Annotated in this window: 22 protein-coding genes; 6 read left to right on the forward strand and 16 right to left on the reverse strand. The window is 69.6% G+C overall.

Annotation, left to right across the window (positions count from 1 at the left end):
* Nucleotides 1–261 precede the first annotated feature (261 nt).
* Nucleotides 262–1,773 (reverse strand): serine/threonine-protein kinase, encoded by a 1,512-nt coding sequence (locus ACQ1X7_RS00005; RefSeq protein ID WP_432476089.1) that lies wholly within the window; start codon nucleotides 1,771–1,773, stop codon nucleotides 262–264.
* 814 nt (nucleotides 1,774–2,587) lie between these two features.
* Here ACQ1X7_RS00005 and ACQ1X7_RS00010 point away from each other — a divergent pair.
* Nucleotides 2,588–2,932, forward strand: coding sequence for a hypothetical protein (locus tag ACQ1X7_RS00010; RefSeq protein ID WP_432476090.1), 345 nt, complete (start codon nucleotides 2,588–2,590; stop codon nucleotides 2,930–2,932).
* 170 nt (nucleotides 2,933–3,102) lie between these two features.
* Here ACQ1X7_RS00010 and ACQ1X7_RS00015 read toward each other — a convergent pair whose 3' ends face one another.
* Entirely contained in the window at nucleotides 3,103–3,831 is a 729-nt protein-coding gene (locus tag ACQ1X7_RS00015; protein WP_432476091.1) for a response regulator transcription factor, read from the reverse strand.
* Nucleotides 3,832–4,258: 427 nt separating this feature from the next.
* Here ACQ1X7_RS00015 and ACQ1X7_RS00020 point away from each other — a divergent pair, with 427 nt between their 5' ends.
* Nucleotides 4,259–4,909 carry a hypothetical protein gene (locus ACQ1X7_RS00020; RefSeq protein WP_432476092.1) on the forward strand — a complete coding sequence of 217 codons (651 nt, stop codon included), beginning with the start codon at nucleotides 4,259–4,261 and terminating at the stop codon, nucleotides 4,907–4,909.
* An 88-nt stretch (nucleotides 4,910–4,997) separates the two neighbouring features.
* Here ACQ1X7_RS00020 and ACQ1X7_RS00025 read toward each other — a convergent pair whose 3' ends face one another.
* Genes ACQ1X7_RS00025 through ACQ1X7_RS00035 form a run of 3 tightly spaced genes read right to left on the reverse strand, consistent with a single transcriptional unit; the run spans nucleotide 4,998 to nucleotide 6,563 of the window.
* Nucleotides 4,998–5,723: a mechanosensitive ion channel family protein gene (locus ACQ1X7_RS00025; RefSeq protein WP_432476093.1), complete on the reverse strand. Its 726-nt coding sequence runs from the start codon at nucleotides 5,721–5,723 to the stop codon at nucleotides 4,998–5,000.
* On the reverse strand, nucleotides 5,716–6,042 hold the full coding sequence (locus ACQ1X7_RS00030; protein WP_432476094.1) for a hypothetical protein: 327 nt from the start codon (nucleotides 6,040–6,042) through the stop codon (nucleotides 5,716–5,718). Before ACQ1X7_RS00030 ends, ACQ1X7_RS00025 begins: the two co-directional genes overlap by 8 nt.
* On the reverse strand, nucleotides 6,039–6,563 hold the full coding sequence (locus ACQ1X7_RS00035) for an RNA polymerase sigma factor (RefSeq protein WP_432476095.1): 525 nt from the start codon (nucleotides 6,561–6,563) through the stop codon (nucleotides 6,039–6,041). Before ACQ1X7_RS00035 ends, ACQ1X7_RS00030 begins: the two co-directional genes overlap by 4 nt.
* 174 nt (nucleotides 6,564–6,737) lie before the next feature.
* Between ACQ1X7_RS00035 and ACQ1X7_RS00040 the strand changes: the two genes are divergently transcribed.
* The 3 genes from ACQ1X7_RS00040 (at nucleotide 6,738) to ACQ1X7_RS00050 (ending at nucleotide 8,949) form a co-directional block, all read left to right on the forward strand.
* Nucleotides 6,738–7,499: a mechanosensitive ion channel family protein gene (locus ACQ1X7_RS00040; RefSeq protein ID WP_432476096.1), complete on the forward strand. Its 762-nt coding sequence runs from the start codon at nucleotides 6,738–6,740 to the stop codon at nucleotides 7,497–7,499.
* Nucleotides 7,500–7,587: 88 nt separating this feature from the next.
* Nucleotides 7,588–7,863 carry a GlsB/YeaQ/YmgE family stress response membrane protein gene (locus ACQ1X7_RS00045; RefSeq protein ID WP_432476097.1) on the forward strand — a complete coding sequence of 92 codons (276 nt, stop codon included), beginning with the start codon at nucleotides 7,588–7,590 and terminating at the stop codon, nucleotides 7,861–7,863.
* A 246-nt stretch (nucleotides 7,864–8,109) separates the two neighbouring features.
* A complete protein-coding gene (locus ACQ1X7_RS00050) occupies nucleotides 8,110–8,949 on the forward strand; it encodes a response regulator transcription factor (protein WP_432476098.1) in 840 nt (279 codons plus the stop codon).
* A gap of 60 nt (nucleotides 8,950–9,009) precedes the next feature.
* Here ACQ1X7_RS00050 and ACQ1X7_RS00055 read toward each other — a convergent pair whose 3' ends face one another.
* From ACQ1X7_RS00055 to ACQ1X7_RS00105, 11 genes are read right to left on the reverse strand one after another with little or no spacing between them, the layout of a single operon-like run.
* Complete coding sequence (locus tag ACQ1X7_RS00055) at nucleotides 9,010–9,231, reverse strand: hypothetical protein (protein WP_432476099.1); 222 nt, start codon at nucleotides 9,229–9,231, stop codon at nucleotides 9,010–9,012.
* 29 nt (nucleotides 9,232–9,260) lie between these two features.
* Nucleotides 9,261–9,551 (reverse strand): gas vesicle protein K, encoded by a 291-nt coding sequence (locus tag ACQ1X7_RS00060; protein ID WP_432476100.1) that lies wholly within the window; start codon nucleotides 9,549–9,551, stop codon nucleotides 9,261–9,263.
* Nucleotides 9,544–9,753 (reverse strand): gas vesicle protein, encoded by a 210-nt coding sequence (locus ACQ1X7_RS00065; RefSeq protein ID WP_432476101.1) that lies wholly within the window; start codon nucleotides 9,751–9,753, stop codon nucleotides 9,544–9,546. Before ACQ1X7_RS00065 ends, ACQ1X7_RS00060 begins: the two co-directional genes overlap by 8 nt.
* Nucleotides 9,750–10,508 carry a GvpL/GvpF family gas vesicle protein gene (locus tag ACQ1X7_RS00070; RefSeq protein WP_432476102.1) on the reverse strand — a complete coding sequence of 253 codons (759 nt, stop codon included), beginning with the start codon at nucleotides 10,506–10,508 and terminating at the stop codon, nucleotides 9,750–9,752. Before ACQ1X7_RS00070 ends, ACQ1X7_RS00065 begins: the two co-directional genes overlap by 4 nt.
* Nucleotides 10,501–10,845, reverse strand: a complete 345-nt coding sequence (locus tag ACQ1X7_RS00075; RefSeq protein WP_432476103.1) for a gas vesicle protein — start codon at nucleotides 10,843–10,845, stop codon at nucleotides 10,501–10,503. Before ACQ1X7_RS00075 ends, ACQ1X7_RS00070 begins: the two co-directional genes overlap by 8 nt.
* Complete coding sequence (gene gvpO / locus ACQ1X7_RS00080) at nucleotides 10,842–11,234, reverse strand: gas vesicle protein GvpO (protein ID WP_432476104.1); 393 nt, start codon at nucleotides 11,232–11,234, stop codon at nucleotides 10,842–10,844. Before gvpO ends, ACQ1X7_RS00075 begins: the two co-directional genes overlap by 4 nt.
* Entirely contained in the window at nucleotides 11,227–11,481 is a 255-nt protein-coding gene (locus ACQ1X7_RS00085; protein WP_432476105.1) for a gas vesicle protein GvpG, read from the reverse strand. Before ACQ1X7_RS00085 ends, gvpO begins: the two co-directional genes overlap by 8 nt.
* Entirely contained in the window at nucleotides 11,481–12,260 is a 780-nt protein-coding gene (locus tag ACQ1X7_RS00090) for a GvpL/GvpF family gas vesicle protein (RefSeq protein ID WP_432476106.1), read from the reverse strand. The genes ACQ1X7_RS00085 and ACQ1X7_RS00090 overlap by 1 nt, the downstream gene beginning before the upstream one ends.
* The gene (gvpJ, locus tag ACQ1X7_RS00095) at nucleotides 12,257–12,670 is read right to left on the reverse strand and encodes a gas vesicle protein GvpJ (RefSeq protein WP_432476107.1); all 414 of its coding nucleotides are present in this window, start codon (nucleotides 12,668–12,670) and stop codon (nucleotides 12,257–12,259) included. Before gvpJ ends, ACQ1X7_RS00090 begins: the two co-directional genes overlap by 4 nt.
* Before the next feature lie 27 nt (nucleotides 12,671–12,697).
* Nucleotides 12,698–13,879 (reverse strand): SRPBCC family protein, encoded by a 1,182-nt coding sequence (locus ACQ1X7_RS00100; RefSeq protein WP_432476108.1) that lies wholly within the window; start codon nucleotides 13,877–13,879, stop codon nucleotides 12,698–12,700.
* Nucleotides 13,880–13,885: 6 nt separating this feature from the next.
* Nucleotides 13,886–14,647 carry a hypothetical protein gene (locus ACQ1X7_RS00105; RefSeq protein ID WP_432476109.1) on the reverse strand — a complete coding sequence of 254 codons (762 nt, stop codon included), beginning with the start codon at nucleotides 14,645–14,647 and terminating at the stop codon, nucleotides 13,886–13,888.
* A 275-nt stretch (nucleotides 14,648–14,922) separates the two neighbouring features.
* Between ACQ1X7_RS00105 and ACQ1X7_RS00110 the strand changes: the two genes are divergently transcribed.
* Nucleotides 14,923–15,099 carry a DUF4235 domain-containing protein gene (locus ACQ1X7_RS00110; RefSeq protein ID WP_432476110.1) on the forward strand — a complete coding sequence of 59 codons (177 nt, stop codon included), beginning with the start codon at nucleotides 14,923–14,925 and terminating at the stop codon, nucleotides 15,097–15,099.
* Nucleotides 15,100–15,466 lie beyond the last annotated feature (367 nt).

The following is a 15,466-nucleotide window of genomic DNA, read 5'->3' on the forward strand; positions in this document are numbered from 1 at the left end:
ACATCCGGCACCTCCGCCATGGCTAGGTGCCAACCATGTCGCGGGACAGGTGCCAACTATCTCGTGAAGTCGAACACCTACGGGCGCGCGGGGTGATCTCTCAAGAGATCTGCGACAGCCGGACCCACGGACATGGGTTCGGCTGTTGTGCATTTCGGGGTCTTGGTGGCCCTTCCTGATGGCTGGTGGCGCGCGGGGACGTCGGCGACGCGCTTGCCCGGTGGACGAGCGACCCCGCCCACGAGGACTCGTGAGCGGATCTCAGCCCACGATCTCGTCCCCCGAGATGAGCCAGCCGTCGGAGCCGCGCACGAGGTGGATCCGACGCACCTCCTCGCTTCCGCCGTCGTACAGCAACGTGACGTCCACCGCCCCTCCGGCCGTCGGGGCGCTGTCCTCCACGGTGACCTCGCCGATGCCTGACCAGAATCCCTCGTACTCCCCGTAGCTGAGCTGCTCCTGGTACGAGGGCGACAACCTCGAGTACCCGGCCTGGGTGTCGTCGGGCAGGGCGGCGTAGTAGTCCTCGACGAAGGCAACCCGGCCTCCTCCGCCGCCGGACGCCGGCTGTGTCTCCTCCGACTCGGTCTCCGGCGGCGTGGACTCCTCGGTCTCCGGCGGTGTGGACTCCTCGGGCGTGCCCTCGGTGGCCGGGCCCTCCGACGTCGCGGGCTCGGAGGTGTCCGACGACGGCTCGTCGTCGGCGGCCGGAGTCGTGGGGTCGTCGCCGAGCTGGGCAAGGCCGACCGCGGCGACGACCACCAGGGCGAGGAGCGCGACGACGAACGCAGCGATCCGGGCCGTCCGGCGAGGCCGGCTCCGCATCTGCGGTGCGGCAGCGAGGGCAGGCGCGGTCGCCGGCGCTGGGGTCGGTGCGGCCGCCGGCTCGGTGGGGGGCGGTTCGGACATGGCGGGCGCCGCCGCGAAGGCCCGCGGCTCCTCCTTCGTGCCGCCCCCGGGTGCCTGCCCGTCGTGGATGCGGTGCAGCGCGTGCGCCACATCGGTCATCGACCAGCGCGACTCGGGGTTACGGTCCAGCATCCGGCTGATCGGGCCCGCGAGCTCCCCGGCATGCTCAGGGGCCGGCGGCTCTTCCGCCGCGACTCTGGCGAGCAGCTGCAGAGCATTCGGGTTCTCGCCGTACGGCGGCCGGCCCTCGACGGCGTGGTAGAGCGTCGCCCCGAGCGCCCACACGTCGGACGCGGGCCCGGGGTCCCCGCCACGGGCGATCTCGGGTGCGAAGTAGCTGGGCGTGCCGGTGAGGATGCCGGACTGGGTGAGGCTGGGGTCCCCGGCGGTCCGGGCGATACCGAAGTCGGAGATCTTGGCCCGGTCGCCTTCGGTGATCAGCACGTTGCCGGGCTTGACGTCGCGGTGGATGGTGCCGCGCTCGTGAGCGGCGGCGAGGCCGTCGGCCACGTGCGCACCGATTCGGGCCGCGCGGTGCGGAGGCATCCGGCCGTCCTCCCGCAGGATCTGCGACAGCGTCCGGCCCGCGACGTACTCCATGACCAGCCAGATGTGGTCGCCCTCGGCGGTGGCGTCGAAGACGGACACGACGTTGGCGTGGTTCAGGGCTGCCGAGGAGCGGGCCTCGCGCAGGGCCCGTGCCTGGTCGGTGACCGACTCGCCGGGCATCCGGCCGACTTGCTTGACCGCGACCTCACGGCCCAGCCGCTCGTCGACGCAGCGGTAGACGGCGCCCATGCCTCCGCGGCCGGCCTCTTCGAGGACTCGGTAGCGGCCGGCGATCTGCTCGGGAGGCGTAGGCATGGCAAGGCTCGTACCCGCCCCGGCCCACGGGAAACGATGCCTGCCCTGCCGGAACCCGCTACGCCGCGCATCAACCGGTCCGCATGCCGAGCAGGCTCTGGGGCGAGGCCGAAGAACAGGCCGGCGACCGACGCCCCCGTGGAGGGTCCGACAGCTCGCCCTCGTGGCTCGCTCGCGTCCCCGGAGGGGCCGCGTGCCCCTGTCGCCCATTGCGCCAAGGCGACAGGGGCCAGGGATCGACCCACTGGTAATCGGCGGCCCCATGACCTGGGAGAGATCAGGACCCGATTGCCAATGCCCCTCCCGTCGCAGAACGCTAGGGCGTCGCGAATCGGCGCGCACCACCCGGTGGGGTGGGTGGAGGAACCGGCAGGGCAACCGCTGTCGTGGCCGCGAGGAGGCCCACGACACGAAGGCCCCCAAGGACGAGGTACGCGCTCAGGTCCGGTATCGCACGCCAAGGAGCGGCGGCGAAATCGAGGCCATGATCAGTCAAGGAGCCCGCGAGCCGCGATCGATAGCTTGCGGGAGGGAAGGGATGGACCCCCCGAAGGGATGAGGTGTGGACGCGGTCGAGCGAGCATGGTCGAGGTGAGGGAGGAGCAATGTTCGAGGACAACTGTGAAGACGCGGTCCCCACGGGACGCCGCGGACTGTTTGCCGATGTGGCTGACCAATCGTGTCCGCCATCGCCGGAGCGTCAGGCCATGTCGCTGACGCGCGCAGCGAGGCCGATCGAGCAGTCGATCGTCGGGGTGCCCGGCAGGTCTGCCCGGTGCGGGACCGGTACCACACGTATGGCGGGGATGCTGTGATGCGCCCTGTGCGATGGTTCCTCGCCGGGTTGCTGTGGCTTCTGGCGGGCGTCGTAGGACTGCTCGGCGTCGTCATGTCCGTCACAGTGATCCTGTTGCCGCTTGGTATCCCCTTGCTCATGCTGTCGCGCCGCCTCGTGCGCACGGCGGGTGCTCTGCTGGTTCCCAAGGCCGTGCGTCACCCGGGCCGCGAGCTCGCCCGCAAGTCGTCGAGCACGAAGGACGAGCTCGGCAAGCGCAGCCGACGGGCGCTGAAGAGGGGACGAAAGGAGTTGAAGGCACCCCTTCCGAAACGGTCCCCCATCGACCGCAAGGCCAAGAAGATCCGCAGGCGCCTCTCGTGAGTCTCCCCGTGAGCCGACGCCTGGCCAGGGTCACCCGGAGCCCGATGCCGTCCCCCGGAGGTGTGGCTCGCGCCGGGAGCTGAGCCTCGAGACGATCCGCGCGCGGTGCCATCACGTGGACCACCTCGAACGGCGACGCCCAGCCTGCTCCAGCGCCGACCGAGAAGGCGTCACCCCGCCGGGTGGGCGGACAGCGACGAAGGCCCACCCCGTTGCGCCACCCTCTCGTGGGCCGACGATTCCTCGTCGAGGGCGGCGGAATCGACGCCGGTGTCGTCGAGCGTCTCGGGGCCACCCGATGCGCGCCAGATGATTCCGTGCCTCTGGCCCCAGATCACGGCCTGAGAACGTCGTTCGATCCCGATCTTGCGGTAGGCATTCCGGATGTAGGTCTTGACCGAGTTGATGCTGAGGTAGAGCCGGTCTGCGATCTCCTGGTTGCTGAGACCGACTGCAACGTGGCCGACCACGTCGAGCTCACGCGGAGTCAGCCCGACCCGGCCGACCTCGGGGTCGCAGCGGCTGTCCTCGGGCGGTCGTGGCCGCGGCTCCTGCTGCTCGATCATCCGCTGGATCCCCTGGCGTAGCTCCGCAGCACTCAGGCGCTTGGTGAGCACCCCACGGGCACCGCAGGCCAGCGCCGTCTTGATCGCCGGGGACCTGTCGTCCCAGTACGTCGCGATGACCGTTGCAGGACCACTGCGCACCAGCGCGTGCAGCTGCGGATCATGGTGTGTGTCGGGATCGTCGGGGACGCCGTACAGCACCACATCAGGCGGCTTCTCGCCCCCCACCAGGGGCACGACTCGATATCGCGTGGGAGGAGAGTCGAGCACCGTCCCCAAGCCCGCTACCACCACCTCGTGCGGATCCAGGATCGAGATCAGGACACAGTCCACAGCGGAACCCTCGAGGCCAGTCGTTCTACAACTCTGCAACAATCCTGAGAACAGGTTCCCGGGTGGAACCTGACGACCTACTCTACTCCGTTGACGGGTGATCACTTCACCGCGTCACGGGTAACGGGAGCATGGTCCTAGGTCATCTCCCGGCTCCGGCTGACGAGAGCCGATGCCCTCGAGGGTCAGCAGGAGTGGGCTCCCGCTCGTCCTGCGGGTCGCGCGGGAGCCGTCCCCTCCCTCCACCCGGGTTCGCGAGCAACGTCGGGCCTGGACGGAGTCGTGCTGAGTCTCCCTTCCGACCGATGAGCACTCCCCCAACCGGGTGTGCCTGCGTCACCCGCCCGGACCTAGCGTCGCGGGATGGCTCCACCGACTCGGGCGGAGCCGCGGTCCCGAGGGGCCGAATCCATGGGAGGGGAACCCAATGGTCAGGATGATGAACCGGCACGTCACAGCGCCGGTCGCGGTGGTCGTCACGCTAGCCGTGACCATCGTGACGGCGCTCACCTACGCAAGCGCCGCCACCACGAGTGCCACGTCTTCGCGCGCCTTGGCGGCGGCGGCGCGCCCACCGGTGGCCCAGAGTCCAGAGGGGACGCTGCGCTCGCGCCTCGTCGGCTCGACGGCCGGGGGCCGGGATGTGACAGGCACCTTCGTGCCGCTGAACTTCTCGAAGCGCAACGGCAAGGTGTTCGTTCGCGGCTTGGTGGACGGGGTCGTCCACCGGGCGGGCGGAGAGAAGCGCACCTTCGGTGTCGTCCGCACGTTGCGCGTGAAGTCGATCAACGGCACCACGGTCGGACCCAACTCCGCGGCCCGGGCGGTGGGGAGCGCTGCCCCACCCTGTGACGTCCTGAGGCTGGTGCTCGGTCCCCTGGATCTCGACCTGCAGGGGCTGCAGGTCAACCTAAATCGTGTGGTGCTCAACATCGTGGCCCAGTCAGGCGCCGGCAACCTGCTCGGCAACCTGGTGTGCGCTGTCGCTGGGCTCCTGGACGGCGGCCTGGGCGGTGTCCTGGGCCGGCTCACACGTCTGCTGGACAGGATTCTCGGGCGCCTGGGCCTGGGCCTGTGACCGGACTGGCGCCCTAGGCCGTGTCTCGCGTCGGAGTCCGTCGACGGACGGGCTTCGGCGCGACACGGCCGGGTCTGCGCTTCACCGGTCACGGTGCAGGAGGGCGAGTCACCGAGATCGGCCCAGCCATCATGACCGTGTTGGGAACGTGCATCGTGCCAGACCGTTCGGTCTCCACCTCCGTCGTCGCGGCGTGCAGGGCGACGACCGTGCCCTCGACCGTCTGAGTCTGCACGTGATCACCCTCGCCCATGATGCGGCGTAGGTAGCGCCCTGCGGCGACCTCCTGCGCGACGTTGCGCCCTCCCAGTCCGATGAGCAATGCCATCGCCAGGGCGACGCTGAGCAGAAGGGCCGCAAAGGCCAAGGTCAGCAGCTGGGTGTTGACGCCGAGCTGACCCAGGGCCAGGAGTACGACGAGCACCATGATGCTGGTGCGCAGGAAGACGCCCGTCTCGCGGCGTGTCCGTCCCGTCGCTCGAGCCAAGCCGACGCCCAGGAGGGTGCCCGCCAGTGAGGCCAGTGCCCATCCCACGATGAGCATGAGGATCGCGATGAGCACGTCGGGCAGGTAGGTGAGGATGCGCTCCGGCAAGGGGTCGAGGGCAGCCGGGGAGAGGATGCCGACGGCGGTACCGATGCCGATCGCCAGGAACACCCAGAACACGATGGAGGCGGCCGCGCCGCTGAGACCCTGGAGACCGCGACGCCGCTCCTGCCTGGCGACGATACGGCGGGTGAGGGCGCCCAGCAGCGTGCCGAGCACGACCCCGGCCAGCACCGCCGCGACGGCGTACACCGCAGGTTCAGTCATTGTCTCCTCCATCGTCCGCAGGCCCTGTCAGCAGCATCCACGACGTCTCGGGTCCGACGTCCATCAGATCGGTGAACACCGCGAAGGCTTCATGGTCGGCCAGCCGTGCCTCGAGACGATCCCACAACGTCTGCTCCCATGCAGACTGCGGCGCCAGCCCGGTCTCGAGCTCGGCACGCAGACGCGGTTCCAGCTCGGTGATCAGCTCGAGACGTTCCAGGCACAACGGGCAGTGCTGAGCGTGCCGAGCAGCGCGCCAGCTCCTCCCGCCGCTGCTCCAGCGGCCGAGAGCCGAGTCGGAGGGGTGTCGCCAGCTCATCGGCCCTCCCCTCCCTGCTCTGCCCGCATCTGGCCGCGTGCCCGGAAGAGCCGTGTCTTCACGGTGGGCAGCGGGACCTGCAGCACCTCGCTGATCTCGGCGTACGAGAGCTGCTCGACCTCCCGGAGGACGACCACGGCGCGGCTGAGCGGATCGAGGCTGCTCAGGGCGTCCTCGATCGCCAGCCGGCCCTCGACGACGTCATCCGGCGACACGGAGTCTCGTACGGCGAATCGTTGCGGATCGGTGGACTGCTCCCTCGCCGCCCGGAGCGTCGACACCGCCAGGTTGTGCGCGATGCGCAACAGCCAGTGACGGATCGGCGCTTCTCCGCGGTAGGAGTCGGATCGTTGCCACGCCCGGATGAAGGTCTCCTGCGTCACGTCTTCGGCCAGTCCCGGATCGCGGACGACCGATCGGGCCATCCGATAGACCGATGCGCCGTGCTCGTCGAAGAGACGGCGCAGCTCGAGGTCCGAGTCGGGCGCAGGAGCCCGCTCGGGGTTCGCCTCACCCGCCATCGAACGACCATTGCCTTTCCCGTGTTCGTGCCGTCGCCCAGAGGACGCCGACAACGTCGCGAAAGTCGCGCCGCGACCGGCCCGGTCTGAGAAATCTGTCGGATCTCTGCGACTTTGTCACCCACCCCGGCGTCTGCAGGGGGACAGCGTTTCCCTCTCGAAGGAGTAGATGTCATGGAGGACTCACTGCAAGACGCCTTCACCACCGGGTTCAACGTGGTAGCGGACTTCCTGCCCAAGCTGGTCCTGTTCCTCGTCATCCTGGTGGTCGCGTACCTGGTGGCGAAGGCACTCGCCAAGGTGGTGGGGCGCCTTCTGCACCGCGTCGGATTCGACCGTGCCGTCGAGCGCGGGGGCGTCGGGCGGACGCTGCAGCGAAGCGACCTCGACGCGAGCACCATCCTCGGCAAGGTCGTGTTCTACGCCGTGCTGCTCTTCGGCCTCCAGCTGGCCTTCAACGTCTTCGGCCCCAACCCGGTCAGCGCGGTGCTCGCCGACATCATCGCCTTCCTGCCGCAGTTGTTCGTCGCCCTGGTCATCATCGTGGTCGCCGCGGCCATCGCGTCGGGTGTGAAGTCGCTGGTCGCTGACACGATCGGTGGGCTCACGTACGGACAAGGGGTGGCCAACGCCGCCGGGGTCCTCATCCTGGCCCTCGGCGTCATCGCTGCACTGAACCAGGTCGGGATCGCCACCACGGTGACCACGCCCATCCTGATCGCCTTCCTCGCCAGCATCGCGGGTGTCGTCATCGTCGGCATCGGTGGGGGTCTCATCCGCCCCATGCAGTCGCGCTGGGAGACCTGGTTGCAGGCCGCCGACCGGGATCGTCGCCAGGTCCGAGGAAGCAGCACCCAGGCGTCGTCGGCCACCACCACCTCCACCACCGCTGGGTCCACGACCCTGGAGGGCTCGGCCAGCTCGACCCTCAGGTGAGCTGGTCGGCAGCTCCCTGGTCATTGCGCGGCCCCACAACGGCGCGGCGGCATTCAAGACGACCGTCGGCGCCACGAAAGGCGGACACATGGAAACCGGCAGCATCTTCACTGCGATCCTGGCGGGAATCGTGCTGGGGGCCCTGGGGCGGATGCTCGTCCCCGGGCGCCAGGCGATCGGCTGGATCCTGACCTTCACGGTCGGCCTGCTGGGAGCATTCATCGGGGGATTCCTGGCAGAGGGGCTCGATCTCGGGGTCTGGTGGCAGGTCCTGATCGTCCAGGCCGCCGTTGCGACCGTGCTGGTGGTGCTCGTCGCCTGGACGCTGGCCTCCCGCTCCCGCCAGAGCCCTGTCCATCGATGAGCTCGTCCGTGCACTGGCTGGGGTGTGGCCCCCCGCTGTTGCTGGCGCGTCGGGTCGGGCGGCTCTCGCCCGCTGCGACGCGGGCGAGAGCCCACTCGTGCCGGCAGCGCCCGCGCGCCCGACGCTGTCACCCAGCACGAGCCAGGAGCCGGCGATCCGCCGGTCCTGTCACCCGAGACGTGGTGAAGCGATCACCCCGTCACCCCACCCACGCTAGGCCCCAGGTGGCCGTCGGAAGACACCCCAATGAGTGAAAACGGCACTGCTGATCACGCCTCGCGGTCGCGAGCCCTGACGGGGGGACCGGTACGGGTCGCGATCAGAGATCCACACGAGCTTGTCGTCGCCGGCCTGGCCGAGCTCATCACGACACGCAACGGCGGCGTGGGTGGGCGCTTCGTCCTCGAGGACCCGCATGGGTCGCCGGACGTCGTTCTCTACGGCGTCCGGCGGGGGGACGACCGGCGGCCTCATGACCCGGTCCTGCACAGTCTCCTGCGCAGGAGCCCCGCCACCGTCATCGCGACGTACTGGGACAGCACGTCGTCAGCGCTCGAGGGCGCCCTCTCCTGTGGGGCACACGGGGCGCTGTCCAAGAGGCTGCCCGGACAGCACCTGCGGGAAGGGATCCAGAAGATCTACCGAGGTGCTCCTCCGGCGGGGAACCTTCCGCTCGACGAGTCCTGCCATCCGGAGATCGCACGGAGTGGACTCACCCCCAGGCAGCTCGACGTCCTTCGCCTGATCGCGTCCGGCCTGACCAATCCCGAGATCGCCGAGCGCCTGTACCTGACCATCAACACGGTCAAGACCTACATCCGTGAGGGTTATCGGAAGATCGGTGCGACCCGCCGGTCCCAGGCCGTGATCTGGGCCAAGCAGCACGGCCTGACGGGCCCGGACCCACGGTTGCGAGACGTCGACCGGGTCCAGGGCGCCCTGGTTGATCGTGTGACAGACCTCGCGCACGCCTCGTCCCTGCCGTGCCACGAGGAACGGGCGGATCGCTGGAAGCGCGAGAGCGCCGGCCACCGACCGTTCGCAGTCATGACGGGGGACCCCTTCGAGAGGGCGCACGCCCAGTAGTGCAGGACCCAGCCAGGGACTCGGTCGCCCGTCTACCGAGGCGCCTCGCCCCGACCTGGGTCAGGCCAGGGCGATCAGCCGACGGACCAGGCCGTAGCTCGGGTAGTTCTCATTCTCGATCTTGGCCATCAGCACCTCGGCGTAGTCGCCCACCTCATCGGGGCCGAGCAGCTGCTCGATGATGTCCAGCATGGTCGTGGACGGATAGGTGTCGGCGTGCACCTTGTCCAGCAGCAGGTTGAGGGTTCGCGTCCGCACCTCGTCCCGGATGTCCTCTGCCATGGCACGTTCCTCTCTGGTCGTCGTTCGGGTCAGTTGTCCAGCAGCGGGCCCAGAGGACCCAGGTCGATGTTGAGGTCATCGGTGGTGAGGTCGTAGCGCGCCTTGAGCTCCTCCATGGCCCGCTCCAGGTGCATCAGACCGAGCCCCAGGCCTTCGATCTGCTCATCGGTCAGGTCGCCCTGGTCGACGCGGCGCAGCGCCTGCTTCTCCATCAGCTGCCGCACCAGCTCGACCACCGTGAGCACCAGCTTGAGCAGGTCGCGCTCGACGTTCTCGTGGTCGGTCTCGAGGCGCTGCGGCAGCGACCGGCGCTCAGCCATGCTCGCCCGCCATCTCTGAGCGGATCGATGTGATGAGCGCCCGCAGGCTGATCTGCACGAGGTCGACGCCGGCCAGCGAGATCACCACGTCACCCGACAGGACGATCCCCGTCCCGAGCAGCCGGTCGAGCAGGTCGACCAGGGCGATCTGCTGCTGGGACGCGGGCCGCGACTCGGTGGCCACTACCTGCTGCGAGGTCATGACTGGTCCAGCACCGCGAAGGAGTACGGCGGCCACGGGCCTCCGCTCGCCACGGTCACGTCGGGGAAGCGTCCGCGCATCGCCGTCACCGCCTGCTCGAACTGCTCCTGGCGGTCCCGGTCGACGAGGTAGGCGCCGTTGAGGGCCATCGCCCCGGTCAGCCCGGTGAGCTGCGGGTCCTGCGGGGGCAGCAGCCGGGTCGCGACGGCGACCTCCGAGACCGCGGCGTGGACCTCCTCGGCCACCCGGGCGACCTGGAGCTCCCACTGGCCCCGGTCGTCGGCCCGGGCCTTGCGGCGCCGCAGGTACTCCGCGCCGCTCGCCGGCTCCGAGGTGTCAGTGGTGGCCGGTTCCGCAGGCGACGCGACCACCTTGACGCTCCACTCCGCCCGGCCGTCGACCCGGTCGAGGACCTCGACGATCGCGTCGTGCCACTCCTCCAGGCGTGCCCGCACGCCGTCGTCGTCGAGGAAGATCGTCGCCAGCCGGAGGGGCGCGGTGGGTCCGAGCCCGGCCACCCGCCGCACGACATCGTCGTGCCCACGCGCGACCTCCTCGAGCCACCCGAGGTCCTCGAGGTTCTGCCGGAGCGCGTCCGCGGAGAACTCCTCCAGCGGTACGTCGGCGACCACGGCGTCCAGGCCACCGGACGCGACCACCTCGAGCGGGGCCTCGCGCAGGCCACGGTCACCGTCGAGGAGCGAGGGCTCGAGCCCCCGGGTGACGGCGTAGGCGTAGCGGGCCGAGTCAGCCACGGCCCTCGTCCCTCGCGGCCTCCAGCTCGTCGAGCCGGGCCTGCAGCCGCCGGTTCTCCTCGTGGAGGTCCTGCTGGCTCGCATTGAGCATCGGGTCGTTGCGCCACCAGTCGATGCCCATCTCCTGAGCCTTGTCGACCGAGACGATCAGCAGCCGGATCTTGACGGTCAAAAGCTCGATGTCGAGCAGGTTCACCCGGATGTCACCGGCGATGATGATGCCCTTGTCGAGGACCCGCTCCAGGATGTCGGCCAGGTTGGCCGGCTGTGGTCGGCCGGCCGCGGGGACGGTGCCGGCGTACGGGCGGTGGGTGACCTCGCGCGGTTGCTCGGTCACGCCGGATCCTCGGCCTGACCGCGCACGTAGCGGTGAACACGGCGATAACCCTCGAGCTCACCGGAGGAGGAGACGGATATCTCGTAGGTGGCGAGCACGTCGGTGGTCTCGGGCACGCGACGCAGCTCCAGGACGTCGAGCTCGACCACCCAGCCGTCATCGCTGCGCTGCAACCCTGTGACGCCCTCCACCGTCTTGGAGGACAGCTCGGCGAACTGCCGTGCAGCCGCGGCGGCGACCTCGCTGGCTTTCACGCGCGTGCCGGGCTCGGCGCGGGGTGCGCTCGCCCGGGCACCGGGAGACTTCTTGGTGGTGGAGGCCTTCTTGGTCGGCTTCTTCGCAGACGTCTTCTTCGAGGTGGTCCGCTTGGTGGAATCCTGGTCAGCCATCTCGTCCTTCCCGTGCGCGTTGCTGTCCGATCATGAGGCGTTCGACGAGGGCATCCTCCCGAGCCGTCGCTTCGTCGTCGGTGAGCGTCCCGTCTTCTCGCTGGCGGGCGACCTCTTCGAGCTCGGTCCGGATCCGGGCGGGGTCGTAGAACTCCTCCTCGGCCTGGCGCAACACCTGCTCCGCGACCGCCACCGTCCCCCGCAGCGGCGCCAGGGGCAGGCCGACCAGACCGCTCAGCAGGCCCATCAGGGGCCCTCCGCGAAGTCGTACGCCGCCGTCGGACCGACCAGACGGAGTCGCATCCGTCCGTGGACCTCCTCGGCCAACCGCTCCAACCGGGTCTCGAGCTCCTCGCGTCTCGACGGGTCGACGAGCAGTGCGACGTCGAGCACCCGCTCCAGCCCGGACACCGGCCTGAGTCTGTAGTCCTCCACCAGGGGGACGACCTCGTGGAGGAGGGCCGCTGAGTCGAGCTCTCGTCGGTAGTCGACCGCAGCGGCGACCAGCTCACCGAGCCGGACTCGTTCACCCGTGGCGGCATCCTCCGGGAGGTCGCGAGTCCGGGACCGCAGCCACGCGATCTCGGGCTCGCTCTCCACGACCTCGCGCAGCACGGCTTCCTGGTCGTAGAGCGCCTGGACCACGAGCTGCACGTGGCCGCGTACCTGGTCGACGAGGTCGGCGAACCAAGGCTCGTCCGGTGCCAGGAGATCGTCGACGATGCTCTCGCGGGCGGGTAGGACCGAGCCGAACCGCACGGGCACGACCGCGGGCACGCTCTGCGCGAGGCGGTCGACGACCTCGTGGAATGCCAGCAGGTCAGCGGCCCGCCCGGTCGGCCGGTCGACGCGGTACTGACTGGCGACCGCGGCGACCCGGCCGTGCACCACCGCCTCCACCGGCTCCCCGTCCAGCCCTTCGAGGTCGTCCGGGAGGTCCGCGTCAGCGTCGACCAGGGCGTAGACGAACCACCCGAGCTCGACGTCCGTGGCGGGGTCGAGGGCAGCGGGGGAAACGGGGGTCATGCAGTGGACCGCCTGCGGGAGGACGACGACGTCTTCTTGGACGACCGCCGGGTGTCATCGTCATCGCCACTGCTGAGGGCCTTCTTGGCGCCGCTCACGGCCCCCTTGACCTTCCGTCCGGCGCCAGACTCCTGGAGGTCGCCGATGAACTCGTCGAGCGGCTTGCCGCCGCCCTGCTCCAGGAGGTCGAGCCGGTTGGTGGCCTCGGCGAACCGGAGGTAGGTGTCGACGCTCGCGATCACGATCCTGGCGTCGATGGTCAACAGCTCGATGCCGACCAACGAGACTCGGACGTAGGCATCGATCACGATGCCCTTGTCGAGGATGATCTCGATGACGTCGGCAAGTCCGCTGGGCGCGGGCCGCTCGAGGTAACCGCCGCCGCCGCGACGCTGTGTCTGCACTGTCATGGGTTGTCGTCTCCTCGCTCAGTGTGGTCAGCGGCGCCGGCGCCTGCGTGGCCGGTCGTCCTCGGACTCCTCTTCGGCTTCGGGCTCCTCTTCGTACTCCTCGGCCTCGGGCTCGTCCTCGTACTCCTCGGCGTCGGCTTCGGGCTCTTCCTCGTAGTCCTCGGCGTCGGCTTCGGGCTCCTCTTCGTACTCCTCGGCGTCGGCTTCGGGTTCCTCTTCGTACTCCTCGGCCTCGGGCTCTTCCTCGTAGTCCTCGGCGTCGGCTTCGGGCTCCTCTTCGTACTCCTCGGCCTCGGGCTCTTCCTCGTACTCCTCGGCCTCGGCTTCGGGCTCCTCTTCGCCCTCCTCGGCCGATTCATCGTAGCCCTCGTCCTCGGGGCCGGCATCGCCCTCGTCGGCCTCCGCGGCCTGCTCCTCCTCGAGGGCCTCCTCGTGCGACTGCACGACCTCGCCGTCCTCGATGCGGCCGCGCCAGCCCTCGACCTCGGCGGGCTCGAGGATGGTGCGGGTCATCACGTGGCGTCGGAAGTGCCGGAGCTCTGCACGGGCGCGTCGGCCCTGCGCCTCCCAGATGTTGCCGGTCTTCTCGAAGAAGCCCTGAGGGTAGTACTCCAGCACCACCAGGATCCGGGTCAGGTTGGGACCGACCTCGTGGAAGGTGACGGCGCCGTCGACATGGCCCTTCTCACCCTTGGAGCGCCAGACGATGCGCTCGTCCGGGACCTGCTCCAGGATCGTGGCCTCCCACGTGCGGTGGGACCAGAAGATCTGGGCCTTCCAGTTGATCTTGGTCTCGTCAGCGGCCTCGACGCTCTCGACCTTCTTCATGAAGGTCGGGAAGGAGCCGAACTCGGTCCACTGGTTGTAGGCCACGGACACCGGTACGCCGACGTCGATGGTCTCGACGATGTTGGTGGACTTGGTGGCCTTGCTGCCCCCTCCGCTGCCCCCACTCCCGCCGGTGATCTTGTCCTTGATGCCGGTGACCGCGCCCTTCAGCGCACCCCCGACCGGGGACTTCCCCTCGGCGGAAGCCTTGCCGCCCTCGGCGACGGCCTTGGTGATCGGTCCGCCGTCGGCGATCCCCTCCAGTCGGTCGGTCAGGCCGCCGACCCGATCGGAGACGGTGTCACGGGCCTTGTCGCCGAGTGCGCCGAGGAAGTCCCGGCCGGCGTTCTTGAGTGCGTCCATGGGTTCCGTGCGTGCCATGCGGCATCACCCCCTCGAGCTCGTGCGCGACGAGCTCGCCTTCTTGGTCGCCTTCTTGGCGGTGGACTTCTTGGCCGGGGCCTTCTTGGCCGTCTTCTTGGCGGTGGACTTCTTGGCCGGGGCCTTCTTGGCTGCGGAGCTGGCCCGGCCGCGGGTCGAGGAGCTGGTCTTCCTGGCCGCCGAGCCGGACGAGCTCGCCTTCTTGGTCGCCTTCTTGGCGGTGGACTTCTTGGCCGGGGCCTTCTTGGCCGTCTTCTTGGCGGTCGAGGTCGCGCTCCTGCGACTGGGCCGCTTGCGGGCGGGGGGCGCCCCCTCTGGCTCTTCGTCCTCGGGCTCCCCCTCCCCGGCGGCGTCCTCGGTCTGGTCCTCGTCACCCTCGTCCTCGGGTGCCTCCTCGTCCTCGGGGGCCTCCTCGTCCTCGGGTGCCTCCTCGTCCTCGAGCAGCTCCTCGTCCTCGAGCGCATCCGTGGCCTCGTCCGCCTCGCTCCTCAGCGAGCTGGTGAGCAGCTCCAGCCGGTTGGTGGCGGTGGTGAGCACGGCGGCCTTGGCGGCGTCCGTGAGCTTTCCGGTGATCTGGTCCTGCAGCTTCTGGAGCTCCGGGCTGCGCTCGACCAACTGCTGGCCTTGGGCGAGCAGTGCCTGGGGGTTGGTGGCCAGCTTCTTGCCGGCCAGCATCCCACCCACCGTGATCGCGAGCTTGAGCTTCTTGGTCCGCCCGAGCAGGTAGCCGCTGGCCACCGCCAGGGCGATCTTCGATGTTGCTGACATTGATGTCCCTCCTGGGCACGCGGTGTGCCCACTCAGTTCCGTTCCCCTCCGAACGGACCGCATGCGTGCGCCTTCGCTGGTACGCAACGGATCTTCCATCCGAGCAGAGTGGCTGGGGCCCTGTCACACCCGATGGGATGAGTCGCGCACGCTCGGCATGTGGCCGGGTCAGGGCACGCCTGCGTGACGGCGGCGGGCAGGTCGGCGTGCCCACGTCGGTTCCCGGCGATCCCACCGGGTTTCAGTCGCCGACAGCCTCGATGACACGCTAGCGAGTGCACCCGGACAGCCCTGACGATCCGCCCAAGCCGCTGGAGTCGGAGTACCGGCTGCGGAAGATCCTCGTCGCCGCCGCCATCCAGGGCGCCATCTTCACCGTCGTCAGGGTTCTCATCAACCGCGGGAGCGCTCGTGCCTTCGAGCGCTGGACCGGCGAATGGCCCGGCCACTGACGTGTTCGGCGGACCACAGGAGGCTCGACGTCCGGTACGACCGGACGGTGCGGCGTTCGGAGCCGAAGCGCAACGCCAGGCCGTCGGGCGCTCGTCGACTGGCGGCGCCGGTCACGTCCGAGGACGCGGCGGCTCCTCAGCTCGCCCAGGTGACTCCGGAGTCCGCCCCCGCGCCGGGGAGCGCCCACGACCCGGGCGCACCGAGGTGCAGAGCGCCGGGCCATCGGCGCGTGTCCAAGTGCAGTAGCGCCTTGGGCGAGGAGAGACCCCGGCGTCAGGCGGGACCCACGCCCCTCTACAGTTGTGGAGCATGTCCCTCTACATCTGTCGAGGATACGGTCCCCTTCGCGCGTGCTGCGAGCGATGT

This window comes from Nocardioides sp. GXQ0305 (assembly GCF_050880345.1).
In the GTDB taxonomy this organism is placed as follows: Bacteria; Actinomycetota; Actinomycetes; order Propionibacteriales; family Nocardioidaceae; genus Nocardioides.